This is a genomic window from Canibacter zhoujuaniae (genome assembly GCF_011752015.1).
Lineage (GTDB): Bacteria > Actinomycetota > Actinomycetes > Actinomycetales > Microbacteriaceae > Canibacter > Canibacter zhoujuaniae.
Genome location: NZ_JAAIKA010000002.1, coordinates 36341 through 59860 on the forward strand (window position 1 = coordinate 36341; position 23520 = coordinate 59860).

The window sequence follows — 23520 nt, forward strand, 5'->3', positions numbered from 1 at the left end:
GTGCCTACCCAACCTGCATAACCTTATCGCTGGCACGCTCAGCCCACCAGTCAACGAGTTCTTGCAGTGATTCGAGTTTTTGTTGCAGCTCTGCTGCTGTTAGGGGTGTCTGGTTTTGATAGGCGAGCGCGAGAGTCTCACTCAGTTCTGGTGCGAACCCCGCACGCTGAAGACCAACAGTGTTAATGCCTTTGATGCGTGGTGGGGTGCCGAAGACTTTCGCGAACGGCGGCACATCCGCGGTTACCGGTGTGCCCATGCCGACCATTGCGCCGCCGCCGATCACCCTGCGCTGATGCACGACCGCATTCATGCCAATGTTGACCCGCTCGCCAATTTCGCAGTGCCCGCCAATCGAGACACCCGCGGAAACGGTGGTGCCATCACCGATCTGTACGTCGTGCGCCAGATAGGCACGATTTAGGATCCAAGCATCTTTGCCCACATATGTTGGGCGGTGGCTCCCCTGATGAATAACCGCAAGTTCGCGCACCACCGCACCGGCTGCGATAACCACGCCAGCTCCACCGGTCTGGCCGGCCCAAGCGGCGTTTTGCGGCAGAGAGGAAATTTCTGCGGGCGCACCAATCTGCGCCCCCGATCCAATAAAGACGTTGTCGCCGATGGTTGCAGGGCCGAGTATCACCGCGCCGGGGCCGATTTTCACATTCTGACCGAGCGTGACGTTTTCGCCGATATATGCGCTTTCAGCTATATGGGACATAGTTACATCAATTCTATGGTTTTACCAGACTTGCCTGACTCTAAAGCGGCTTCTACGATGCGCAGAGTCTCAAGACCTTCACGCAGGGTGACATGATCCTGACGAACGCCCAGAATCGCATCACGGAAAGCTTCATGCTCGTTCTTTAGCGGTTCTGTCTTATTCAAAGCAAAACGGGTTACGGTGCCTTCGCTGACGCCGCGGAAACTGGTAACGGCGTGCCAGTCTCCCTCGCCAACACCGTTTTCGTAGTATGTGAGGTCAGCGGTGAGGGTGTCGGCCACCATAGCGCCACGCTCACCTGTCACAACGACGGTGCGCTCCTTAAACGGAGTGAGCCAGTTAACGATGTGGTTGACCATAATGCCGTTTTCAAGCTTGCCGGTGATTGCGACCATATCCTCATGTTCGCGCCCCGAGCGATGGGTTGTTTCTGCCGCAACATGTTGGTAAGCAGACTGAGCAAGCCACGCGGTGAGATCAATATCGTGACTGCCAATATCTTTCACAACACCAACGTCTGCAATGCGGACTGGGAAAGGCCCCTGACGGCGGGTTTGGATCTGATACACCTCGCCAAGCTCACCGTCTGCTATCCGCTTACGCAGCTCAATTAGCGCCGGGTTGAAGCGTTCAATATGGCCGACAGCTGCGGTGAGATTAGCCTCTTCAAACGCAGTCACCAGCCGCTCTGCCGCTTCTAAGTTGTGCGCGACCGGCTTTTCAATCAAAGAGTGCACCCCGGCAGCGGCGAGCTTCAGCCCAACGGCTTCGTGGAATCCGGTCGGCACGGCAACAACCGCTACTTCGATACCGGCGCTGATCAGGCCGTCAACAGAGTCGAAGAGTGGCGTGCTACCAGCGACATTGTGCGGATCGCCCATCGCGTCGGCAACAGCAACTAGCTCGGCACCTTCGAGTTCGCGGATGACGCGGGCGTGGTGACGTCCCATCATACCTAAGCCGATGAGGCCGTATTTTAATGCCATGTTATTCCTCTTTTCTTCGTGCCTTAATGCTAGCGCTACGATCAGTTGCAACCGGTAATTTCGTAGAGTTTAGCGTCTCCTTCTGCATCAATTTGCGTCAGGATCGGAGACCTATCCAAATAGTTGAGACCTGGGAAGTCTTCCGGATTAATGGGTTTTTGCCTTGGAATCATTTCACCGTCAAACTCGGTTGCGGTAGTTTCGACAGGAAGGGTGAGGGTGATAGGTTTTACAACTTCACCATTCTCATCAACCTCTGTTTTAATAGCGTGCAGAATTCCCTGGTGGATGAGATCCTCTACCTCATCTTGATCTCGAACCTCATAGATCACAGGACCGAAGTCGAGCATATGGGTAATTCCGAGTTGGCTGGTGAGAGTGCAAGCTTCTGCGGCTGGCAGAGTAGCAAATTCGTGTGCGAGCTTAACATTCTCAGGTGTGGTTTGGAAGCGCAGGTGTTTGAACAGAGTGTCACGGTTGCTAATTGCCTGCGCGAAGCTCGTTCCCGTCCAAGGGTTACCCGCGATCAGAGCATCCTCAGGAAGCTCATCAGGCAGCCGCTTAAGGAGCTGCAGCTCATCATCCGATACAAAAGCGATATTTTCCGGATCAGCGAAGGTCGAGTATATGTCGTGCAGCTGATTGTATATTGAGGCGCCTTTGCCAGCGCTAAACAGCAACCCAAACACAACTGCAATAGCGATAGCGGGCTGCATTGATTCTCGCCAGCCCGCTACAGGCTTAAGGTCCGCTGCACTGCTGAGCTTACCAATTATCCACCCGACAGTGATTGCCGCAAGCGGGATAGCGAAAATTGGAATATAAGCCGCTAGGCGATGCGCATCGTTGTACCAAATTCCTGTAATGAATGTGCGCAGAGGGTCTGGGAAGCTGACCGCCACAATATAAAGGGCGCCTGAGATAGCCCAAGAGACAATGAGCCAGATATGTTTGCGCATCAGGATTAGCAACAGTAGGCCGCTCACCGTCAGTAATGAAATGGGGACAGCAACCGCATTGTTATTTAGAACGGTGTTAAAAAGGAACTGCGCAAGCGCTATGAATGGTGTTCTATTAAACTGCCTGTCGTTGTCTCCAGTTCTGAGCACCACGAATGCGACTGTGAGAGCTGACACAACCGCAATAGTTAACGCACCGACAGCGTATTTCTCTCGAGCATCAGCGTATTTGAAGCTGCGGATTAGTGCCGTAACCAGCAGTGGCAGCATAAATATGAGCGCAGCGATAGCAGAGCTAGGGTGAGCGAAAGCAGACGCCCCCAAGGCACCGGCGGCAAAAACTAGATACCCGATTTTAGTGTTTGATGTGCGGTTTGGATAGATGTTTAGCGCTCGCAGCACAGCACCGAGCGCAATGGGGATAAGAGCGGTCCCGAGCAGAGAAGGGTAGAGGATCCCCCAGGAGAGGAGATGGTAGGGGAAGTTCGGAAATAAGCCAGCGAGCAGAGCGGTTGCGAACTGGTATCGTTTTCCGTTTGGCAAAATCGGTGAGACAAAGAACAGAATTGCTACCGGCCAGACAATGCCTGCCACAGCAAAAGTTAGCCCGTTGGTGGCGGCAGCAACGCTTGCGCCGCTCAACTGGCTTATCAACGCCACAGTCGCGTGCCAGAGAGTTGGATAGAAGGATCCAGTCGTGCCGTCAGTGCTGGTCAGTGAGAAATTAAGGGGGGAGGGGCTAGCGCCCTCCAAAATATGGTTGACAGCGTTTAGATGGAAGAGGTTGTCGAAGCTGCGTGAGAAATTTTCTGGATCTCCAATGTTGTTAATAACGCTTTGTGAGAAAACCGCCAGGGTGACAAGCGGCGGAACAACAGCTAGCAGAGTGACAGATACGGGACGGGGATCCTGCGACGCATAATCTGAGTGTGTCAGCCAGCGCCTAAACGGCAGCAGAGCTATTCCGACTATGACTCCCACGATGAGAGGGAGCAAAATATTCCATTTGACGGCAAATGCACCTGCAGCTAGTGTGCTTATTCCAATTACTGCGAATGATGCTGCAATGCTGCACGCCCAAAACGCAATGCCTGTCAGGCGCAGTGAGATTGCTGTGAGCAAACCGGGGATAGTGATAACAGCAATACTTACTATGAAAATTAGTCCGAAAGCGAGCCAGCTCACAATATCACCCTTAAAGTCTGCTGCGACTACTTAGATTGGTAGCGCTTGTTTGCCTCGGACAGTGCCATGGCACGCGCGAGCTTGGTAACCCGCGCGTCACTTCTAGCTTTTGCGCGAATTACAGCGCCTCCGAATAGCACTGCGGCAATAATAAAAAGATACAGTAGCAAATCAGTGCCGCGACCGACACCTAGAAAATTGGCTATTTTCGAGATTAAGCCTGGAAAGAGAATCGAGACGATTGCGAGCAGCGCGAAAGCTAATGCTGCAAGTCTTTTGATGGCGAGCTGTTTCTCGCCACGGAGTGCTCTGAGAGTGAATACTACGCCGAGTATCACCGCAACGATCAGAAGAATCTGAATTGCCATTAACGCACCACCAAGTCAATCAAGATATTTACTGAGTTTAAGAGTGACTGACCCTTAGCTTTTGAATAGCTGGTGTAGAGCACCTCGACAGGTTCTTCAGCCCAGGGTAGATCGCACTTTCCGAGCTGAATAATAATTTCAGTGCCGTGCGCCATGCGATCCTGTTTGAGCTCGATTTTTTTAAGCGCGTCGCGGCGAATTAGTCGTAACCCGTTGTGCGCATCGGTGAGTTTCATGCTGGTGGCAAGATTCGTAACGAAAGCAGCGGTTTTCAAAACGAGTTTTTTAAGTGCTCCGGGTTGGGTGCGCGTATCCAGGAATCTAGATCCGACTACAATCGCTAAATTTTCACGTCGCGCCCGTTCGAGCATGCGCAGCGCGTCCTCAACCCGGTGTTGACCGTCAGCATCAAAGGTAATGACGTAGTCTGCGTTTTGCTGCAGCGCAAATTCAAACCCGGTTTGCAGGGCGGCGCCCTGGCCGAGGTTAATTGGGTGATTGATCACGAAAGCGCCCGCCTGTTTTGCGAGCGTTGCTGACGCATCCGTGCTGCCGTCGTCGACACAAATAACGTGTTTAAAATGCTGTTTTAACTCTCCAATAACTTCAGCTATGACCGTGGCTTCGTTGTAGAGCGGGATCACCACGAAGGTGTCGTGATTGAGTGCACTCTGGGTCATCGGCATGTGTCTATTCTCTCAGAGAGCGATTCAAAACGTTGTAAATTCGCAATATAGGGGTAATCTCGCTAGTGAATACTCATTATTTATGAAAGGTTGGGCGTTATGACCGACTTTATTCCAGCGGCAAAACCGCTTATCGGTGATGAAGAGCGTGCGGCGGTAGATCGTGTGCTGCGCAGCGGCATGATTGCGCAGGGGCCAGAGGTTGCGGCCTTCGAGGAAGAGTTCGCTGAGCACTTTGTGCGCGGTCGTGCAACAGTAGCGGTCAACAGTGGCACAAGCGGCCAGCACCTTGGTCTGCTCGCCAGTGGGATCGGCCCCGGTGATGAAGTGATCGTGCCATCATTCACTTTTGCGGCTACGGGTAACTCTGTCGCACTTACGGGCGCAACCCCTGTTTTTGCTGATATTGAGCCGGATACATTTACGCTCGATCCGGCAAGTGTGCGCGCTGCGGTGACCGAACACACTAAGGGGATCATGCCGGTGCACCTCTACGGTCACCCATTCATGGTCGATGAGATTCAGGCAATCGCAGACGAGTTTGACCTACAGATTTTTGAAGATGCGGCGCAGGCGCACGGTGCTTCCCTAAACGGCCGCCCGGTTGGCACCTTCGGTTCTTTTGCAATGTTCAGCCTCTACCCAACTAAGAACATGACCAGCGGTGAAGGCGGCATGGTGAGCTGTGCGACTGAAACAATCGCGCGTAATGTGCGTTTGCTGCGTAATCAGGGAATGGAAACACAGTACGCGAACGAGGTTGTCGGCTTCAACGCTCGCATGACAGATATTCACGCGGCAATAGGCCGTGTGCAACTGACAAAGGTTGATGGGTGGACCGAGCAGCGACAGCGCAACGCACGCTTTTTGAGCGATGCGCTCGCAAACGTGCCGGGTGTGACCGTGCCGGTTGTGCGCGAGGGAGCTGTGCATGTGTACCATCAGTACACAATCCGTGTTGATGCGGCCGAACGCGATCGCTTGCAGCGTGCGCTGCGTGAAGAGCACAATGTTGGCACAGGTGTTTACTACCCGATCCCGAATCACCGTCTGCCATCGCTTGAGAAGTTTGCACCCGGTTTAGAGCTGCCAGAAACCGAGAAGGCGGCTGCAGAGGTGCTCTCACTGCCTGTGCACCCATCTCTATCGCAGGCGGATTTGGATCGGATCGTATCCGGAGTAAGCGCCGTGCTCGGGGCTGGCGCTTAAGACGCCGCCGCTTTTTCAAGCACGTTAACAACTGTTCTTCCCGCCGCCTTAAGAGAGAAATTCTCAGCAGTCCAATCTGCTACCGCGCGGCGGGAAGAATCGTGCAGAGGTGCGTTTGCGAACTGGAGCATTGCCTCATATATTTCGTCAACTGCATAGTTGGTGTGAAGGCTAAACAGCTCGGGGTTTTCATCGAGAAAATCTTTGGTCGGGCCGACACCTGAAAATATGACGGGGCAGCCCGCGGCAAGCGACGAATAAATTTTTGTCGTGAATGCAAACTCGTAGCCACCTTGCGGATCTAAGGTCGCTAGGCTCGCTGTTGCAGATTGCAGCAACGGGAGTAGCTCACTGACCGGACGCGGATCAAGTATTTCAACACGATCTGCGATATTTAACTCGTGCGCGGCGGCCATAATTTCGTCTTTAACTGTGGAGTTGCCAACAAAAATGAGACGAAACTCTGGCTTTTGGTGCAGCAGTTTCGCAAATGCTGGGATCAGAATTTGTGCCCCGTGCAGTTCAGTGAATGTTCCGGCATAAATAAAATAGGGTGAGATTGGGGCCTGTGAATAGTGGAAAGAGTCAGTATCAGCTCCTGTGCCAGCCACGATCACCTCTGCCGCCGGTGCCAGCTCTAAAATACGATTGCGCGCGTTAGATGAAACGGTCGTCAACGCTTTAGCGCCGTTCAGCGCAAACTTCTCGATCCGACGTAAAATACTAAGCACCGTCTGTGACTTAGTGGCGTGCGCTGCCGCCTCCGACCACAGGTCTGCAGCTCGATAGACGTAGGGGATCCCACGCATTTTGCAGATCACCCGTGCCACCGCTCCCGTAGTTGGCGGCGGCTCAACAAAAACAACATCCGGTTTTTTAGAAAATAGCAGTCTGCACGCAAGCGGAATATCGAAGCTCATGTATTGGATGTAGCCGCGGACGTATCCCTCACGGTCACGCAGGACCGGGAATGACTTTATTTTTTCCAAGGTTGGCAGTCGTTTGCGACGCTTGGGCAGGTTCACTGTGAGCACGCGAACACTGTGACCACGGGAGGTTGCTTCATCAACCACGGCGCCTAAATAGATGGGGGCGGCCCCTGGCTCGGGTCTATAAATTCGGCTGGCAATAACAATATCCATGGCTGTTAGCTATTCTACGGCGGTCTGCGAGCTTAACCCAGTACGATTCAACATATGAGTGTTAAGTATGCGGCTGTTGATTTCCGGAAAATTCTGACGTACCTTCCGGCCGGTACTAAACGCTATATGATCGTTTACTCTCTCGTTGCCTCGTTGCTTTCGCTGTTAGACGTGGCGGCGCTGATGGCTCTGGCCTTTTCTGTTTCTGCGGTGCTTGCCGGAAAACCAATTGTGGTGCCGGTTTTAGAGTGGTCGTTTGGGTCAGAGTATTACCTGCATGTAATTGCCACCATTTCTTTTGTGATTCTTTTAAAGACTGTTCTCTCGCTTTTGCAGCAGTGGTTTGCGACGCGAAAATTTGCCGCGTTTGAGATGAGTCTTGGTAAAAGACTGTTTGACGCCTATTTGGGGGCGCCGTGGGTAGAGCGGTTGAGCAGAAGCACCTCACAGCTTGTAAGAATGGCAGACGTCGGTGTGGCAACGATTAACGCCGGTATGATCTTGCCGATTTTGGGTCTGCCCTCAATGATTGTTTCGGCTGTTGTCGTGGTTGTGATTTTATTCGTTGTGCAACCGGTAACAGCTATTGCGACGCTAACCTATCTGGGTCTAATTGCCCTTTGTATATATCTGTTGCTCTCGCGACGCACACAGGAAGCTGGTCGAGTTAATCGTGATTATTCCTTTAAAGCCGCAGGTTTAATGACAGATATGGTGGGGGCGCTTAAAGAAGTGACCCTGCGCAATAAGTTTGGCGAGGTTTCTGAGGTAGTTCAAGACAGTCGTTTTCACGCGACAAGAGCACGAGCAAACCTGCAGTTTTTGGGATCGATTCCCAAATTTATAATGGACTTCGCTCTCATCGGTGGGTTTTTAATTATCGGCGGAGTTACTTTCTTCGTTGAGGGAACCTATGAATCTGCAATAAATGCGGTAGTGCTTTTCGCTGTTTCTGCAATTCGCTTGATTCCTGCGTTGACGGGTTTCCAAGGGACGATCAACGTTCTGAATGCGAACGGCCCGCAGGTGCGAGCTGTGATTAGAGATATTGAGGAAGCAGAACGCTATATAGAGCTGCGTGAAACAGTGGGCCGTGAAAAGCTGAATTCTGACCCTAAAATGCTCTCTATTCAGAACATAAGTTTCACCTATCCGAACCGTGAAACACCAGCTATTGACCGCGTTTCTGTGGATATAAAAATGGGCTCCTCTGTGGCTTTTGTTGGTGAATCTGGCTCTGGTAAAAGCACCCTTGTTGACATACTGCTTGGGCTGTTCGTGCCGCAAGAGGGGAGCATTTTAGTTAACGAACAAAACCTCTCAGATGTTTTGGCAGACTGGCGTTCTCGTGTGGGCTATGTGCCGCAGGAGGTATCACTGTTTGATGGAACAATTGAGCAAAATGTCGCACTGACCTGGAAAGGTGAAATTGACCGAGATCGGGTTATCGAGTCTCTGAAAAAAGCTCAGTTGTGGGAGGCCACGCAAGCACGGCCGGGTGGGCTGAAAGCGACTATCGGTGAACGCGGCATTGGTCTTTCAGGCGGTCAACGGCAGCGTCTTGGTATTGCCCGCGCACTGTACGCTGATCCGTCTGTGCTTATTCTGGATGAAGCAACCAGCGCCTTAGACACCGAAACAGAAGCAGAAATTTCAAAAGCTATTCGTGAGTTGCGTGGTGAAGTAACAGTAATCGCGATTGCGCACCGACTTTCTACGGTGCGTGACTTTGATTGCCTGCACTATATGGAGCATGGAAAAGTGCTTGCCAGCGGTCGCTTCGATGAAGTTGTTGCACAAGTGCCAGCTTTTGCGCGCCAGGCGACACTTTCGGGGCTGCTTTAAGGAGGGCAAATGGAGCAGCAGATAGATATTGTGATTGCCGCTCACGATCCCGCTAGGCCGGTGCAGCGCGCAGTTGACTCGGTTTTAGCCTGCCCGGCTGCCCGTGTGATTTTGGTTGCCCACAACACAGACCCAACTGCGTTTGGGTTAAAAGAGCACCCTCGCTTAATTTTTATGCGGCTAGACGGTAGCCCGGGTATTCCTGGCGCACCAAAAAACGCCGGTCTTGCGCGCGCAAACCTGCCCTGGGTGGGGTTGCTAGATTCGGATGACTATTTTGAAGAGGGCGCATTGGAGGCGATGCTGCAGCATGCTATTGCAGAGAATGCAGATGCGGTGCTAGCGCCACTTCTGATAGTTGGAAACCGTCACAGAAGCAGGCTTCCCTCTTTGCGCAGCAGCGGCTTAACAGCGGTGCGAGACGAACTTTTTTATAGGACGGGCCCGCTCGGTATTTTCAAACAACAGCTGATGAATGACGCGCCTGACTTTAACACCTGCTACAAGACTGGTGAAGATCTGCGTGTTACCGCTTACCTCTGGTCAAACGCACGCAATATAGTTTTTCACTGGAATGACCCAGCCTATGTCGTAACTAATGACGCACACACCAGGGCCAGCACAACAAAACGTTCGATCGCAGAGACCGGTGCGCCGTGGCTTGCTGTTTGGGATGAACCATTTATTGCAAACTGGCCAAAACGCCTGAAGGTTGCGTTGGCAACAAAGCTTCTTCGTGCGAATTATCTGCAATTCGATCGTTCAAACTTAAGCGCAGATGAAGAAACTTGGGCTGAGAATTTTCTAAAACGTCTGCGTGAGGTTGCGCCGTTAGCTTTTAAACACATTGCGGAATATGAGTGGAACGGTCAGCCGCATAAATTCTCACTTCGCGACCTACTTTTCTACAGACATTCAATATCGCGGTGGGAATTCATTAAAAAAATACAGTGGATGCAAGATGCTGCCGCAGAACTTAAAGGTAAATTGTTGCGGGGACGGGTTAATCCTAGGAGGAAACTAAACTAATGCAACGGCCAGACATTACTATTGTTGTTCCAGTTCACGATAAGGAGCGACCAATTCGCCGCGCTGTGGAATCGATCCTCCTTGATGAGCGCGCGATACCACTGGTTATTGCGCACAATTTACAGCCAGCAGAATTAGATTTGCCCGCTGATCCGAGAGTTCGAGTGGTCGAACTTGCAGGCAGTAAAGGAATGCCCGGTGCCTGCTTTGACCTCGGAATAGCCGAAGCTGAAACAGAGTGGGTTGGCATTATGGGGTCAGACGACTGGTTTGAACAAGGGGCCTTGGCTGCGATGCGGAAACGTGCAGCCACAGACGGTGCAGATGCCGTGATTGCGCCATTAAAAAATCAGGGGACTCCTTCTAACGTTATTCGCCCACTCACCTTAAGGAAGAAGAATCTTCGCGCAGCCAGGGATCGCGTCTTTTATCGCACAGCCCCGTTGGGAATTTATAAGACAGCTGTAATGCGAAAACCTGAATATCGTTTCGGTGCGGTGTTTCCGGCTGGCTCTGATATGCGTGTTACCGCGGCACTTTGGACGAGCGGGCACAAGGTTTCTTACTACTGGAACGATCCTGCGTATGTGGTTGGGGCTGACGCCAAAACACGTGTCACTTTTACTCCGCGGCCACTAGATTTTACGGGCGCACCCTACCTCGGGCTGTTTGAAGAAGATGCGGTTAAAAGATTCTCAGCTGCAGAAAAACACGCCTTAGCGGTGAAGATGGTTAATGTGCATGTTATGAGCGCGGTGATGCTGCGACCAAATAAGTCTGACTGGCAGGGCAACGATTTTGTTTGGTTGTGCGACTACGTAGAGAAGTTGAAACAGTTTGATCCGCGCCTGCACCGCGCAATTTCACGGCGTGACCGCTGGATTTTGCAGGCTCTCTACGAACGCAATATCGACATGCTAGTAGAGGCGAACCAGCGCAGACTGCATGCTCGCATGTGGAACAAACTTTTGCCGATGAACGTATTTTGGGCTCTTGCAGACCGTCAGGCTGCGTTGCGGTTGGCAATAGTTGGTGTGCTTGCGGCCCGCAGCACGCGATTCTAGCTCGCTGGGTTTCTTGAAACTCTCTCATAGATGCTGAGCAGCTGCTGCAGCACTGTATCAGGGCTGTGGGTGGCTTTGACCCACGCCTTAGCGGCGGTGGCATCTGTTCCTAAAGCAGCCTTTACGATCTCTGCAAGCTCTGCAACCTGATCTGTAATAGTGCTCGGGTCAGCAGGACGAGCGTCGAATGTAAAGACCGGGGCGCTCTCTTCGTTCGCCATGGCAATTAGAGGTCGCCCGACAGCCATGGTTTGATAATCGGTCATTGAAAAGGCCGGGAACTTAAGCTGCCCCACAACCGCTTCTGCGCTGGCGAGAAATTTTTGAAATTCTTCAGCCGACATTAACGGGTGCAATACAACACCAGCTGATCCCGCTGCGGCGGCATCTGAGCCCCAGTCGAGCCCGTGCACCTCGAAACCGTCTGAAATTAACCTCTTCGCCAGGGGGATCAATAGTTCGACACCTTTTGTGCTGTCCCATCTAGAAGAAAAAACTATCCTTCCAGGGGCGGGTGTAACCGCAGTGGTGAGCGGAGTTAAAAATGTTTGTGGGACTGGATTCGGTAGCCACACTGCGTCCGGGCGAATTTCACGCACCCAGCCTAATAAATCAGGTGTGGCGCAGATAACCGTCTGCGCGTCACGGAGGGTTTTGTTGATTATCTGGCGGAGGCCGGGTTTTTGCCAATCTCGGCGAATGTCGGATCCGTGCAGATGCACGATAAATGGGCGCTTCCCCCAAACCATATAGCCGTTTGTTGCAAAGTGTAGGTGCAATAGATCGTACTTATGAGACTCTTTGCGCCACGCTATTAAATCACAGAGGCGACTCCACAGCACTCTAACTGGATTTCCACGCCCAGGTGGGATTCTGCGCAGATCCCAAGAGAGATTCTGAGCTCTAGCTGCAGCTACAAGAGTACTCGGAACACCAGCAACCTCATTGATATGAGCTACGCTGAAGCCGTCGGTCTGCATTAAGCCGCAAACTTTCTATAGAGGCTTTGCAACATAGGAATGTAAGGATCGGGTAGATGATGATCAAGCACCCACTGCCTGCCATTTAGGTTGTTTGCTGCGGCGACAGGATCGTGCAGCGCTGGCCCTATTTGCTCAACCACATCTGCAACCGAGCCTTCAAATACGGGAGGGGTTGAGCCGTCATCGGGGCGGGGTAGCCGTGATCCGAGAACCGCTACGGGCAACCCCATAGCCATAGCCTCAAACTCTGACACTCCGAGCATCGGGTTTGCCTGCCCGATCGCGACTGTGGCGCCGCCTATCCACTGCATGTAGCTAGTGTGATCCATTTTAGGCACCAAACGCACCCCGAGTTTTGCGGCTGCAGCGGCGTCAGCACCCCAGTCTAAGCCTTCAATAGTGGCCTCTGGATAAGCCTTCGTTAAGGCCTTAATGAGCGGCCACTGCCGGCTCGCGCCCTTAATCTCTTCCCAGCGTGACAGGAAGATAATTTTCGGAGCTTGGTTGCTGTCAGGTTGCCAGGTGGTGAGCCTATCGGGATCAATAAATGCCGGCATAAACTGTGCATCGGGGCGGGCTTCTTCAGCGTTTTCCTGTGTGTCCAGATTCGTGTAAAACACAGCTTCGGCCTGGTCTATATACCCCTGCATTCGTGATTTGCGCCGGCCTCTTGCCCAGTGGGTGCGGATATCGGTTCCGTGCAAATGAAGCAGAAGAGGCCTTTTCGGCATCGGCTTCCGCCGCGCCTCAGACACCGCTGTGCCATAGTGCACATGCAGCACATCAGATTCTCTAATTGCGCGCATGTGCCCCAGACGTAGTTTTGCTTGAAAAAGCATATTCGCTACACGATTTTTTGGACGATTTGTTGGGCGCACTGCTTCAGCACCTAGATAGCCCCAGTCGTAACCCACTCTGCCGGCGGCCTTCACTAGCGCCGCGCCGACATCGGCGCAGTCGTGGAAGTGGAGCACTCGCGGTTCTGACATGGATATCCATTCTCTCGTATTGTCTCCATCATATCTAGCGAGAAGCGGCTAAAATGAGCCTATGAAAATTGCTGTTGTTGCTACCGGAAAAATCGGTCTCCCGCTTGCCACTCAGTATGCCTCGATGGGGCATGAGGTGGTTGGTGTTGATGTTAACCAGGCGCTGGTTGATTGCATTAATCGGGGGGAAGAACCGTTTCCTGGTGAGGCTGGTTTGGCAGAGAAACTTGCCGAGCAGGTGCCTGCCGGTAAGTTGCGCGCAACAACAGATTACGCTGCCGCAATTCCGGGCGCTGACGCCGTTGTTATCGTGGTGCCGCTGTTAGTGGATGAGGAGACCTGGCAGCCGGACTTTGGCTGGATGGACGCTGCAACGCGCTCTCTTGCAGAAAACCTCACTCCCGGCACACTTATTTCCTATGAAACAACGCTGCCGGTGGGCACCACACGCGGTCGCTGGATGCCAATGATTGAAGAGATTTCAGGTCTGAAAGAGGGCGAAGACTTCTTCCTGGTTTTCTCTCCTGAGCGTGTGCTGACCGGCCGAGTCTATGCTGATCTGAAGAAATACCCGAAGCTTGTTGGCGGTCTGAGCGAGGCCGGCACCAAAAAAGCGATCGAGTTTTACGAGTCGGTGCTGACATTTGACGAGCGGCCAGATCTCGCACAGTCAAACGGCGTGTGGGATATGGGCACCGCCGAGGCGGCCGAGATGGCGAAACTTGCAGAAACCACATACCGCGACGTGAATATCGGTCTGGCGAATCAGTTCGCGCGCTATGCAGACACTGTTGGGGTTGATGTTTACAAGGTGATCGAGGCATGCAATTCGCAACCGTTCAGCCACATTCACCGCCCGGGTATTGCTGTTGGTGGGCACTGCATCCCTGTTTATCCGCGACTGTATCTATCAACAGACCCGGCTGCAGATATTGTGCGCACCGCCCGTAACTACAACGCTACGATGCCAAGTTATGTGGTTGATCGGGTGCAGCAGATAGTTGGGGATCTGACGGGTCAGACGGTTGTTGTGCTCGGCGCTTCCTACCGCGGTGGGGTGAAAGAAACCGCTGTTTCGGGCGTTTTTCCAACAGTTGCAGAGCTAAAGGCGCGAGGCGCAAATGTGCTTGTGCACGATCCGCTGTTTAATGCGGCAGAGCTTGCTGCGCACGGCTTTGATGCATACGAGCTCGGTAATCCGGTTGATGTTGCAATTTTGCAGGCGGATCACGCTGAATACCTCGACCTGACCGCTGCGGATCTGCCGGGCATCAAACTCTTCGCTGACGGCCGCAACTTCACCAAACCTGAAGCGTGGGTCGGCACCCCACGTATCGTTATTGGCGGTTAAACGCTCTACGGCTATTTTTTAGGAACCTCACCGTTACTGCAACGGAAATGATTTTTGGGCGGATAAAATGTGCCCATGGATCTTGTTGTAGTTGGTTCGGGACTGTTTGGTCTTACTATTGCTGAGCGCGTTGCCTCAGAACTGAATAAAAAAGTCGTAATTATTGAACGACGCAGCCATATCGGCGGCAATGCGTACTCAGAAAACGAAGCTGAGACCGGTATTGAGGTGCACCGCTACGGCGCGCACCTCTTCCACACCTCCAACGAAACAGTGTGGGAGTACGTTAATAAGTTCACTAGTTTCACAAACTACCAACACCGTGTTTACAGCAACCACAAAGGTGAGGTGTATCCGCTGCCGATCAACCTTGGCACGATCAACCAGTTTTTCCGGGCTGCGCACTCACCAGAGTCTGCGAAGGCTTTGATAGCTGAGCAGGCTGCAGAGTTTGACTCAAAAGAAGCGCAAAATCTTGAAGAAAAGGGCATCTCGCTGATTGGGCGCCCGCTGTTCGAGGCCTTTATTCGTGACTACACCGCGAAACAGTGGCAGACCCCAACCACCGAGCTGCCGGGGTCAATCATCAGCCGCCTACCGGTGCGTTACAACTACGACAACCGTTATTTCAACGACACCTATGAGGGCCTTCCGGTAGACGGCTACACGGCGTGGCTTGAGCGCATGGCGGCGCATCCAAATATTGAGGTGAAGCTAAACACCGACTTTTTTGATGAGTCACAACCGCTGAACAAAAAAGCGCTGGTTGGTAAGGTGCCGATTGTCTACACCGGTCCGGTTGACCGCTATTTCGATTATGCGGAGGGTGAACTGCAGTGGCGCACTCTTGATTTTGAAGAAGAAGTTGTCAACGTTGGCGATTATCAGGGAACGAGCGTAATGAATTACGCAGACGCTGACGTTCCCTACACTCGCATACACGAGTTCCGTCACTTCCATCCGGAGCGCGACTATCCAAAAGATAAAACCGTGATCATGCGTGAGTATTCGCGTTTCGCGACAAAGGATGACGAGCCGTACTACCCGGTTAACACCCCTGAAGACCGTGAGATGCTGCTGAAATACCGTGACCGGGCAGCAGCCGAGCCGCAGGTGTTCTTTGGTGGCCGTTTGGGCACCTACCAGTACCTAGACATGCACATGGCTATTGGCGCTGCGCTATCAATGTTCCGCAACGAAATTACTGAAATTTTTTAGCAGACACAGATAGCTGAGATGCTTGGCTGCGCTGCTGCTAGTTATCGCTAAGCGGTTGTTTTGTGCGCGATTGGAACCTGACTCCATGGCACACGTACGGGCTCCTCGAAACGGCTCGGCAGCTCATAATCTAGGCGACACTTAACCGCGAGCAGCACGAGCAGCACCCAGCCGCCTTCCACCAGTAGCCTGCTCTCTGCGAGAGATTGGGTGAGCAGCGCGACAAAAACGAGCAGGGGGAACAGCGCGCTAGTTGCGTAAGGCAGCGGTGCTCCAACCCCGCGCCGTGGCTGATCAATTGCGCGGCACCACACACGCTGCAGGGTTATGAGCACGAGCACCGTGAACACCGCAAGCCCGACATAGCCAAGCTGCAGCCACACATCCAGCCAGGCGTTGTGAGCGTGCATAACCGGCAGGCCTGCCTTTTGATCGAGAGATTTAAAAGGCTCCACCCATGGAGTCCAATAGCTGACCCAGCCCCAACCAAACCAGGGGTGCTCAGCAGCAAGTGCCGTAACTTTCGACCAGATTTCAAGCCGTCCAGTTAAATCGGGGCTCTTCCCGAGGAGCGGTAGCCAAACTGCACGCCCGAAGATTCCAAAGGCAATTACCCCCGCAAGGAGTATGCCGCCGACGGAATATACAGGTGCGCGGCGCACACCAGCGCGGCGTGCCCACAGCGCAAAAAGAAGAGTGCATGAAACCACTAGCAGCGCGATCCAAACGGTTGCAGAGCGGGTGAGTGCCAGCACCCCAAGCGAAACAAACACCCAGAACCAACCGTTAGCCGGTCGCACCAGGCCGCCACGCAATTGGATTGCGAAAACTATTAAGCCGAGCAGCGCGAGAAAACCGAGCAGGGCAGAGTTTGCCACCACACCCTGAATAGGGCCGCCCTCAAACAGCAGTGAGCGACTCCAATACAGGAGTTTTGAGACTTTTCCGGAGTCGGGCACGTCTACGAAACCCATAAAAATAGGCTCACCAAAGACCATCTCAACGAACAGCTCAAATAGCAGAGAGAGCCCGAGCAGGTAGCGCAGCGCTGTGCCGAGTGTGCGCAGCACCTCGTGCCACGTCAGGATAGAGGCCAATATCACCGCAATCACAGTGGTCGCGAGCTGCGCGAGAAACCCGAGCACCGTTTCAAAACGGTAAGCAGACCAAGTCACCGACAGCAGTGCGAGCAGCAGGAAGGTGAACAGCGGCTTGGGCACCCTGTACCACTTGAAATTAGCCGGTTTCAAACGCACAAAGAGAACAACACCGACTGCAATAAGCACAACAGCTGAGCCTAAATAGAGCGGCCAGCCGCCGATACTGCGCAGCGCGTTAGAGCCGAGCTGGTGCAAAAACACAAACACCGCGAAAGCGCTGATCCCTATCCGAGTGCGAGTGTCTGACATATTTTTATCGTACCGGGCGGAGTTAGCTTATAGGCCGGAGTATGCGTGCAAACCGTTAAACATGGTGTTTACAATTGCGAAATTGAATATCACCGTCGCATAAGCGATGATCGACAGCCAGGCAGAGCGGGTGCCGCGCCAACCGCGTGTGGCACGGGCGTGGATAAAACCGGCGTAGAGCACCCAGATGACGAAGCTCCACACTTCTTTAACATCCCAGCCCCAGTAGCGGCTCCACGCGTTTTCAGCCCAGATAGCGCCTGCAACCAGTGTGAAAGACCAGAACACGAAGCCGATAATCGCCACTCGATAACTTAGATCTTCGAGGCGCACCGCATCAGGAATTCCGCGCAAGAAGGGGAGGATCTGCTTTCCTTCTTTTTCCTTGTTCGCGCGTCTTGTTTGCAGCAACTGCAGCACTGACATACCAAACGAGAGCGTCAAGAACCCGACAGCGAGAACCGCCACCAGGATGTGGATTACGAGCCAGTAGGAGTCAAGCGCTGCCTGCAGCGGCACAATTTCGACGTAGTAGTTAACTTTTGTGATGCCTAAGAACAGCGTCACAAGACCTGTGATAAGGGTGCCGAGATAGCGTACCTCAACCACGAACTGCGCAAACAGATAGACGCCCACCATCACAAAAGTTCCGGTCAGCGCAAATTCATACATATTCGCCCAGGGCACGCGCTCGGCTCCGATGCCGCGTAAAACGGTTGCTGTGCCGTGCAATAAGAAAGCAACAATCGTCAGGGCAAACCCCGTGCGTGCCCACCGGGTTGGCTTGATTGTAGCCTCTGCGGTCTCTGCAGCCTGTGCGCGCCCCGCCAGATCAAAGGCATAGAAGATGAAGGCGAGAGCGTAAACCGCCATCGCAGAATACAGTGCGGTTACTGAATAGCTTTCAAGAGTCTCGAGCACAACTACTAATCTTACTTGCGAAGCCTGAAATTAAACAGTGTCAGACCACTCCGCCACGATGCCGCCGGCTGCCTCAAGTTGTGCGGCCAGAGCGAGCAGCATTCCTTCGGCGCCACGTTTTGCAACGAACTGGATCCCGATTGGTACGCCCGCAGCGCTGAACCCTGCGTGGATGCTCATCGCCGGATGCCCGGTCACGTTAAAGAGAGCAGCATTCGCAATATCCTTACGCGCAAGGGTTAGTGATGCACGCCAACTGAGATTCGCGTAGGCGTGCGCCTTCTCCGGGAGATCGACCTGGGTGGGCAGAGCGATGAGATCGGCTCCTTGAAACAGCTCATCTACAGCGTGCGCAAGTTTTTCTGCACGCAGCTGCGCCTGCCGCACAGCAAATGGGGGCACTAGCATGCCAACGCGTGCGGTTTTCTTTGTGCGGGAGGTGAGGTTGCGCCTAAACTGCACCTGCTTTGTTTCGACGTGCATGCCGGACAGATGCAGCGGCACAAATGCGTTGGATGGATCCGGCCAGCGAAACTGTGTCTGCTTCACCTCATGGCCGAGTGCGGTCAGGCGGGGCAGGAATGCCTGCATCGCCATCCCAACTTCGGTATTAATGCGTATTCCCCTAAGGATCGGCGCTAACGCAAAACGAACTCGAAGATTTCTATTATTCACGCCATAGAACTTGCCGGTTGCGCCGGCGCTTACTGCTTCGGTGAATGACTGTGTGGGGGAGTCGAGACGCCACACGTCGTGTGGCTCGTTGCCGCTTATGGTGTCGAGTGTTGTGGCCATGTCTTGGGCGGTGCGTGTTATTGCGCCGAAAGTGGCTAGACCGTGCCAATGTTCGGTGAGCGGTGCGCTTGAGATGCGGCCGCGAGTGGGTTTGAGGCCAAATACTCCGCACGCTGCGGCTGGGATGCGCAGCGATCCGCCGCCGTCAGCGCCGAGGGCGACAGGAACCATTCCTGTGGCAACCGCAACTGCCGACCCCGCGCTGGAACCGCCAGGCGAATAATTCGGGTTCCATGGGTTGAGAGTGGCGCCATGGTATTCACTTTCACCCGCGGGGAACTGCCCAAACTCGGGCATATTAGTGCGAGCAACTACTACCGCGCCGGCATCACGCAGCTTCGTTATGACGGGGGCTGTAAACGCTGTGGGGTTGAGGTTACCGCACCCGCCAAGGGTGGTTACATCTCCGGCAATGTCATATTCTTCTTTAACCACGACGGGCACACCAGCCAGTGGGTGGGTGGGCTGTGCAGCTTCATGTAGATTTTTGTCGACTGCGGCGGCCTCTGCTGTAGCACTATCACGCACAACTGTAATCGCATTAAAACGGTGGTCGAGTGTGGCGATCCGCTGCTTGGCAGCCTGCACCTGCGATACCGCAGTGCTCTCGCCAGCGCGCACCTGGGCGGTTATTTGCGTGGCGGAGTGAAAGCTTGTCATAGCTGTAGTTTAGCTGCGGTCTGTTTTAGAAGAAGCGCATTTGGTGTTTTAATCTACTTTGGCCAAGCAAGCCAAATAGCTAAAGCGAGGCTCAAAACCCCAGGCAGCAAAGCAAAAAGCCAGAGTTTGTTTTCTTTAGCCTTTAATGCACCTAAAAGAATCAAAGCCAGTCTGATGATGGCAGAAAGCACCATGACTCAAAAATGGAGCCGCCTATCGGACTCGAACCGATGACCTTCGCTTTACAAGAGCACTGCGCTACCAACTGCGCCAAGGCGGCATGCGCTAAAAACAAGCGCGGTTAAAATTATAGCCGGTCGAAACCCGTTTTGCACAAGTTGCGACCGGCTAAAAATTATCCGTTTGCTGCTTTAGCGTCTTGGATTGTTTTCAACAGGAACTGTTCGAGGTCACCATCGCGCTGTGGCACCCACTGTTCGCCATTGACAAGCACGGTCGGAGTTGACACAAGAATCTGTGGTTTCCCCTCTTCCTGCAGCTCGCCAGTGGTTGGGTTGCCAACCAAACGTGAGCCTTCGTTTAGGCCGATAATGCCCTCGCTGGTTACCTGGTTGGTAACCCGTGAAGTGAAAGAACCGAAGGGGCGACTGTTTACACAGCTGGTTAGCTCTGCAGTCTTCTCAGCGCCGGCAGAGACCGCAAGATCCAAAAGCTCCTGGTCTTTAAGACCCGGGGTGCCCTCTGCTGGTTGTTTTTCAAACAGAGCCCTTTGCACTTTAAATGCGTGTTCTGGCTGCTTATCGACGACGCATGAGAAGAGGTTAGCGGCGCGGGTTGAGTAGCGGGTTCCTGCGCTGGATGCATCCAAGAAGTTGAGTGGTGTCACCTCGAAGGTGAGATCACCAGCAGCGGCCTGCTTTTCTAACAGCTCCCCGTAACGCTGTTCAAACGCCCCACAAGCAGGGCAAATAAAGTCGAGGTAGAGCTGCACATGCACAGGACGTTCCGCAGTGTTAATAGCGGTCGGCACGAAGCTCTCGTCGGCAGCTAAGGCCGGAGTTTTTTCAACCTGCAGATCTTTCCCGAACACAACCCCGCCAGACTGCATGTTTGCCGCGCTGACAGCAGGGCCTTCAGGGCGCACCTGCTGCGCGATTGCAAGACCGGCAAGCACTAACACGCCAACAACAACCAGAGCAACGAGCGCTTGAATAGTGATACGGTTGCGTTTAGCTTTCTTCGCCTCCTGTTCGCGCGCCAGTCGAGCCTGTTCGCGCGCCAGATTACGGCGTTCCTGCTTACTGAGATTCTGGTTCATCGTTAGATTTGTTTCCCCTTCTGAAGTCTTAGCGCTGTTCCCCGGTTGTGTGTGCTGTGCCGTCCTCGTCAGGAGCGGTGTAGCTCAACTCAGATTCATCCGGAGTGGTTTCTTCCTCAAGGCCTGCGCCTGCGAGTTCAACATGGTCGGCTTCCTTGCGCACCTGCACCTGCAGGTTGTGAATCATACCCAAAGATTCTTCTTTGATCTGATCCGTCATTGCCTGGAAGAGCTCATATCCCTCGCGCTGGTATTCAACGAGCGGATCGCGCTGTGCCATAGCGCGCAACCCGATGCCCTCTTTGAGATATTCCATCTCGTAAAGATGATCACGCCAGTGACGGTCGATAGTGGCGAGCACAACACGACGTTCTAGCTCACGCATACCGATTTCGCCGAGTTCTTCCTCGCGCGCCTTATAGGCGTGTTCGGCATCTGAAATTAGTTCACGACTGATGTAGTCAGCGCCGTTTTTACCGAACTTTCCGCCCGCTGCCGCAAGCAGTTCATCAGCGGTAATTCCCATTGGGTAGAGGCGACCCAGCTCGTTCCAGATACCGTCAAGATCCCAGCCGCCGTCAGCGTTCTGGTGTGCGTTAACAATATTGCGGATGGTGTCTTCTCTAAACTGAGTCACCCGATCACGAATATCGTCACCGTCCAAAATTTGCTCACGATCGGCGTAGATAGCCTGCCGCTGACGGTTTAAAACATCGTCATATTTGAGCACATTCTTGCGGATCTCGGCGTTCCTCGTCTCAACCTGCGTCTGTGCCGACTGAATACCGCGGCTCATGATCTTGCCTTCGAGCACTGCGTCGTCGGGAATGCGTGGATTATTCATCATAGTGCTTGCCAGACCAGACTGGAAGAGACGCATCAGATGGTCGGTCAGAGACAGGTAGAAGCGGCTCTCGCCAGGATCGCCCTGACGGCCGGCACGACCTCGCAACTGGTTATCGATGCGACGTGACTCGTGACGTTCGGTGCCGAGCACATAGAGACCTCCGGCAGCGATTACTTTTTCAGCCTCTTTGGCAACAGCGTCTTTGGTGTTTTCGAAAACCTCGTCCCAAGCAGCTTCGTACTCTTCAGGGTTTTCTTCGGTTGAGAATCCTCGTGCCGTCATCTCCTGCACCGCAAGAAACTCTGCGTTACCTCCGAGCATAATGTCGGTGCCGCGACCGGCCATATTGGTGGCTACGGTTACCGCACCCAGGCGACCGGCCTGGGCTACGATGGCCGCCTCACGTGCGTGGTTTTTTGCGTTCAGCACCTCGTGGCGGATGCCCTTCTTCGCCAACAGACGCGAGAGGTATTCGCTTTTTTCCACCGAGGTGGTGCCAACTAGCACAGGTTGACCCTTAGCGTGACGCTCAACAATATCGTTTACTATCATGTCGAACTTCACCTGCTCGTTTTTATAAACGAGGTCTGGCTGGTCGACGCGCTGCATTGGGCGGTTGGTCGGAATTGGCACAACACCCAGTTTGTAGGTGCTCATAAACTCTGCGGCTTCGGTTTCAGCCGTACCGGTCATGCCGGAGAGCTTTTCGTAGAGGCGGAAATAGTTCTGCAGAGTAACGGTTGCCAGCATCTGGTTTTCCGCTTTTACCTGGACACCCTCTTTGGCTTCAATCGCCTGGTGCATTCCCTCGTTGTAGCGGCGCCCCGGCAGGATACGGCCGGTGTGCTCATCAACGATCATCACCTCGCCGTCCAGCACGACGTAGTCCTTATCGCGAGTGAACAGCGCGTTAGCTTTAATCGAGTTATTCAAAAACGAAATGAGCGGGGTGTTGACTGACTCGTAAAGGTTTTCGATACCGAGGTAGTCTTCAACCTTTTCGATGCCTGGTTCGAGCACTCCAACGGTGCGCTTCTTTTCATCAACCTCATAATCAACGCCGGCAACCAGTGTTTTTGCAATTTTCGCAAAGTCTGCGTACCACCGGTTTGCATCCCCCGATGAAGGGCCAGAAATAATCAGCGGTGTGCGGGCCTCATCGATCAGAATCGAGTCAACCTCGTCAATAATGGCGAAGTAGTGACCGCGCTGTACGCGGGCGTCGGCGCTTGAAGCCATGTTGTCGCGCAGATAGTCGAAACCGAACTCGTTGTTCGTGCCGTAAGTGATATCTGCGTCATACTGTTTCCGGCGTTCTGCGGGGCTCTGGTTTGAGATGATGCAGCCCGTGGTCATACCCAGTGCGCGGAACACGCGACCCATTAGATCTGACTGATACTGCGCCAAATAGTCGTTTACGGTAATAACATGCACGCCGCGACCGGTGAGAGCATTTAGATATGCCGGCATAGTTGCCACAAGGGTTTTACCCTCACCGGTTTTCATCTCAGAGATATTGCCGAGATGCAGGTTTGCGCCACCCATGATCTGTACCGGATAGGGGCGCAAACCGATTGTGCGTTTTGCCGCCTCACGCACAGCCGCAAATGCTTCGGCCATAATGTCGTCGAGAGTTTCGCCAGCTTCGAGGCGCTGCCGAAACTCGGCTGTCTCTTCACGCAGCTCTTCGTCTGTTAACTCCTCGTAAAGTGGCTCTAGGTCTTCAACCTGCTTCGCAATCTTCTCAAGTTGTTTGCGAATACGACCCTCTCCAACACGGAGAATTTTCTCTATCACATTTGCCACGTGCGGCTCCATCAGGGTGTGCGTTAGTAAACCGTCTGCCGGGTTGGCAGACATACGTGACA

19 protein-coding genes and 1 tRNA gene are annotated in these 23520 nt (G+C 53.5%); 6 read left to right on the top strand and 14 right to left on the bottom strand.

Features of this window, described 5'->3' with window-relative positions; genetic code table 11:
• Positions 1 to 4: 4 nt before the first annotated feature.
• From HCQ99_RS04820 to HCQ99_RS04840, 5 genes are read right to left on the bottom strand one after another with little or no spacing between them, the layout of a single operon-like run.
• The gene (locus HCQ99_RS04820) at positions 5 to 724 is read right to left on the bottom strand and encodes a DapH/DapD/GlmU-related protein (protein ID WP_166986726.1); all 720 of its coding nucleotides are present in this window, start codon (positions 722 to 724) and stop codon (positions 5 to 7) included.
• Between the two features lie 2 nt (positions 725 to 726).
• Positions 727 to 1713: a Gfo/Idh/MocA family protein gene (locus HCQ99_RS04825; protein ID WP_166986729.1), complete on the bottom strand. Its 987-nt coding sequence runs from the start codon at positions 1711 to 1713 to the stop codon at positions 727 to 729.
• Positions 1714 to 1754: 41 nt separating this feature from the next.
• Positions 1755 to 3857: a DUF6541 family protein gene (locus HCQ99_RS04830; RefSeq protein WP_166986734.1), complete on the bottom strand. Its 2103-nt coding sequence runs from the start codon at positions 3855 to 3857 to the stop codon at positions 1755 to 1757.
• Positions 3858 to 3883: 26 nt separating this feature from the next.
• Positions 3884 to 4225: a DUF2304 domain-containing protein gene (locus HCQ99_RS04835; protein WP_166986737.1), complete on the bottom strand. Its 342-nt coding sequence runs from the start codon at positions 4223 to 4225 to the stop codon at positions 3884 to 3886.
• On the bottom strand, positions 4225 to 4905 hold the full coding sequence (locus tag HCQ99_RS04840) for a glycosyltransferase family 2 protein (protein WP_208317174.1): 681 nt from the start codon (positions 4903 to 4905) through the stop codon (positions 4225 to 4227). The genes HCQ99_RS04835 and HCQ99_RS04840 overlap by 1 nt, the downstream gene beginning before the upstream one ends.
• A 105-nt stretch (positions 4906 to 5010) precedes the next feature.
• On the opposite strand from HCQ99_RS04840, the gene HCQ99_RS04845 reads away from it, so the two are divergent.
• Positions 5011 to 6120, top strand: a complete 1110-nt coding sequence (locus tag HCQ99_RS04845; RefSeq protein ID WP_166986744.1) for a DegT/DnrJ/EryC1/StrS family aminotransferase — start codon at positions 5011 to 5013, stop codon at positions 6118 to 6120.
• Here HCQ99_RS04845 and HCQ99_RS04850 read toward each other — a convergent pair.
• A complete protein-coding gene (locus HCQ99_RS04850) occupies positions 6117 to 7262 on the bottom strand; it encodes a glycosyltransferase (RefSeq protein WP_166986747.1) in 1146 nt (381 codons plus the stop codon). The two genes, HCQ99_RS04845 and HCQ99_RS04850, sit on opposite strands and share 4 nt — an antisense overlap.
• A 54-nt stretch (positions 7263 to 7316) precedes the next feature.
• Here HCQ99_RS04850 and HCQ99_RS04855 point away from each other — a divergent pair, with 54 nt between their 5' ends.
• Genes HCQ99_RS04855 through HCQ99_RS04865 form a run of 3 tightly spaced genes read left to right on the top strand, consistent with a single transcriptional unit; the run spans position 7317 to position 11200 of the window.
• On the top strand, positions 7317 to 9107 hold the full coding sequence (locus HCQ99_RS04855; RefSeq protein ID WP_166986750.1) for an ABC transporter ATP-binding protein: 1791 nt from the start codon (positions 7317 to 7319) through the stop codon (positions 9105 to 9107).
• A gap of 9 nt (positions 9108 to 9116) precedes the next feature.
• On the top strand, positions 9117 to 10136 hold the full coding sequence (locus HCQ99_RS04860; RefSeq protein ID WP_166986753.1) for a glycosyltransferase family 2 protein: 1020 nt from the start codon (positions 9117 to 9119) through the stop codon (positions 10134 to 10136).
• A complete protein-coding gene (locus tag HCQ99_RS04865) occupies positions 10136 to 11200 on the top strand; it encodes a glycosyltransferase family 2 protein (RefSeq protein WP_166986756.1) in 1065 nt (354 codons plus the stop codon). The genes HCQ99_RS04860 and HCQ99_RS04865 overlap by 1 nt, the downstream gene beginning before the upstream one ends.
• Here HCQ99_RS04865 and HCQ99_RS04870 read toward each other — a convergent pair.
• Entirely contained in the window at positions 11197 to 12180 is a 984-nt protein-coding gene (locus HCQ99_RS04870; protein WP_166986758.1) for a glycosyltransferase, read from the bottom strand. The genes HCQ99_RS04865 and HCQ99_RS04870 overlap by 4 nt on opposite strands.
• Complete coding sequence (locus HCQ99_RS04875) at positions 12180 to 13172, bottom strand: glycosyltransferase family 4 protein (RefSeq protein ID WP_166986761.1); 993 nt, start codon at positions 13170 to 13172, stop codon at positions 12180 to 12182. Before HCQ99_RS04875 ends, HCQ99_RS04870 begins: the two co-directional genes overlap by 1 nt.
• A 61-nt stretch (positions 13173 to 13233) precedes the next feature.
• Here HCQ99_RS04875 and HCQ99_RS04880 point away from each other — a divergent pair, with 61 nt between their 5' ends.
• A complete protein-coding gene (locus HCQ99_RS04880; protein ID WP_166986764.1) occupies positions 13234 to 14523 on the top strand; it encodes a nucleotide sugar dehydrogenase in 1290 nt (429 codons plus the stop codon).
• A gap of 69 nt (positions 14524 to 14592) precedes the next feature.
• A complete protein-coding gene (glf, locus tag HCQ99_RS04885) occupies positions 14593 to 15741 on the top strand; it encodes a UDP-galactopyranose mutase (RefSeq protein WP_166986767.1) in 1149 nt (382 codons plus the stop codon).
• A gap of 47 nt (positions 15742 to 15788) precedes the next feature.
• Here glf and HCQ99_RS04890 read toward each other — a convergent pair whose 3' ends face one another.
• From HCQ99_RS04890 to secA, 6 genes are all read right to left on the bottom strand, one after another.
• Positions 15789 to 17150, bottom strand: a complete 1362-nt coding sequence (locus HCQ99_RS04890; protein WP_166986770.1) for an O-antigen ligase family protein — start codon at positions 17148 to 17150, stop codon at positions 15789 to 15791.
• A gap of 27 nt (positions 17151 to 17177) precedes the next feature.
• A complete protein-coding gene (ccsB, locus tag HCQ99_RS04895; RefSeq protein ID WP_424945201.1) occupies positions 17178 to 18071 on the bottom strand; it encodes a c-type cytochrome biogenesis protein CcsB in 894 nt (297 codons plus the stop codon).
• A 30-nt stretch (positions 18072 to 18101) separates the two neighbouring features.
• A complete protein-coding gene (locus HCQ99_RS04900) occupies positions 18102 to 19526 on the bottom strand; it encodes an amidase (protein WP_166986773.1) in 1425 nt (474 codons plus the stop codon).
• A 204-nt stretch (positions 19527 to 19730) separates the two neighbouring features.
• A tRNA-Thr gene (locus HCQ99_RS04905) sits at positions 19731 to 19806 on the bottom strand.
• 75 nt (positions 19807 to 19881) lie between these two features.
• Complete coding sequence (locus tag HCQ99_RS04910) at positions 19882 to 20805, bottom strand: DsbA family protein (RefSeq protein WP_166986776.1); 924 nt, start codon at positions 20803 to 20805, stop codon at positions 19882 to 19884.
• A gap of 28 nt (positions 20806 to 20833) precedes the next feature.
• Positions 20834 to 23458, bottom strand: a complete 2625-nt coding sequence (gene secA, locus HCQ99_RS04915; protein ID WP_166987600.1) for a preprotein translocase subunit SecA — start codon at positions 23456 to 23458, stop codon at positions 20834 to 20836.
• Positions 23459 to 23520 lie beyond the last annotated feature (62 nt).

What these genes read in the sequence shown, in the direction of transcription:
- HCQ99_RS04835 (WP_166986737.1), bottom strand. Translation starts at nt 4,225, where the DNA reads ATGGCAATTCAGATTCTTCTGATCGTTGCGGTGATACTCGGCGTAGTA.
- HCQ99_RS04890 (WP_166986770.1), bottom strand. Translation starts at nt 17,150, where the DNA reads ATGTCAGACACTCGCACTCGGATAGGGATCAGCGCTTTCGCGGTGTTT.
- HCQ99_RS04875 (WP_166986761.1), bottom strand. Translation starts at nt 13,172, where the DNA reads ATGTCAGAACCGCGAGTGCTCCACTTCCACGACTGCGCCGATGTCGGC.
- HCQ99_RS04910 (WP_166986776.1), bottom strand. Translation starts at nt 20,805, where the DNA reads ATGAACCAGAATCTCAGTAAGCAGGAACGCCGTAATCTGGCGCGCGAA.
- HCQ99_RS04845 (WP_166986744.1), top strand. Translation starts at nt 5,011, where the DNA reads ATGACCGACTTTATTCCAGCGGCAAAACCGCTTATCGGTGATGAAGAG.
- HCQ99_RS04820 (WP_166986726.1), bottom strand. Translation starts at nt 724, where the DNA reads ATGTCCCATATAGCTGAAAGCGCATATATCGGCGAAAACGTCACGCTC.
- HCQ99_RS04855 (WP_166986750.1), top strand. Translation starts at nt 7,317, where the DNA reads ATGAGTGTTAAGTATGCGGCTGTTGATTTCCGGAAAATTCTGACGTAC.
- HCQ99_RS04860 (WP_166986753.1), top strand. Translation starts at nt 9,117, where the DNA reads ATGGAGCAGCAGATAGATATTGTGATTGCCGCTCACGATCCCGCTAGG.
- HCQ99_RS04840 (WP_208317174.1), bottom strand. Translation starts at nt 4,905, where the DNA reads ATGACCCAGAGTGCACTCAATCACGACACCTTCGTGGTGATCCCGCTC.
- HCQ99_RS04865 (WP_166986756.1), top strand. Translation starts at nt 10,136, where the DNA reads ATGCAACGGCCAGACATTACTATTGTTGTTCCAGTTCACGATAAGGAG.
- HCQ99_RS04900 (WP_166986773.1), bottom strand. Translation starts at nt 19,526, where the DNA reads ATGACAAGCTTTCACTCCGCCACGCAAATAACCGCCCAGGTGCGCGCT.
- HCQ99_RS04825 (WP_166986729.1), bottom strand. Translation starts at nt 1,713, where the DNA reads ATGGCATTAAAATACGGCCTCATCGGCTTAGGTATGATGGGACGTCAC.
- HCQ99_RS04880 (WP_166986764.1), top strand. Translation starts at nt 13,234, where the DNA reads ATGAAAATTGCTGTTGTTGCTACCGGAAAAATCGGTCTCCCGCTTGCC.
- HCQ99_RS04850 (WP_166986747.1), bottom strand. Translation starts at nt 7,262, where the DNA reads ATGGATATTGTTATTGCCAGCCGAATTTATAGACCCGAGCCAGGGGCC.
- HCQ99_RS04870 (WP_166986758.1), bottom strand. Translation starts at nt 12,180, where the DNA reads ATGCAGACCGACGGCTTCAGCGTAGCTCATATCAATGAGGTTGCTGGT.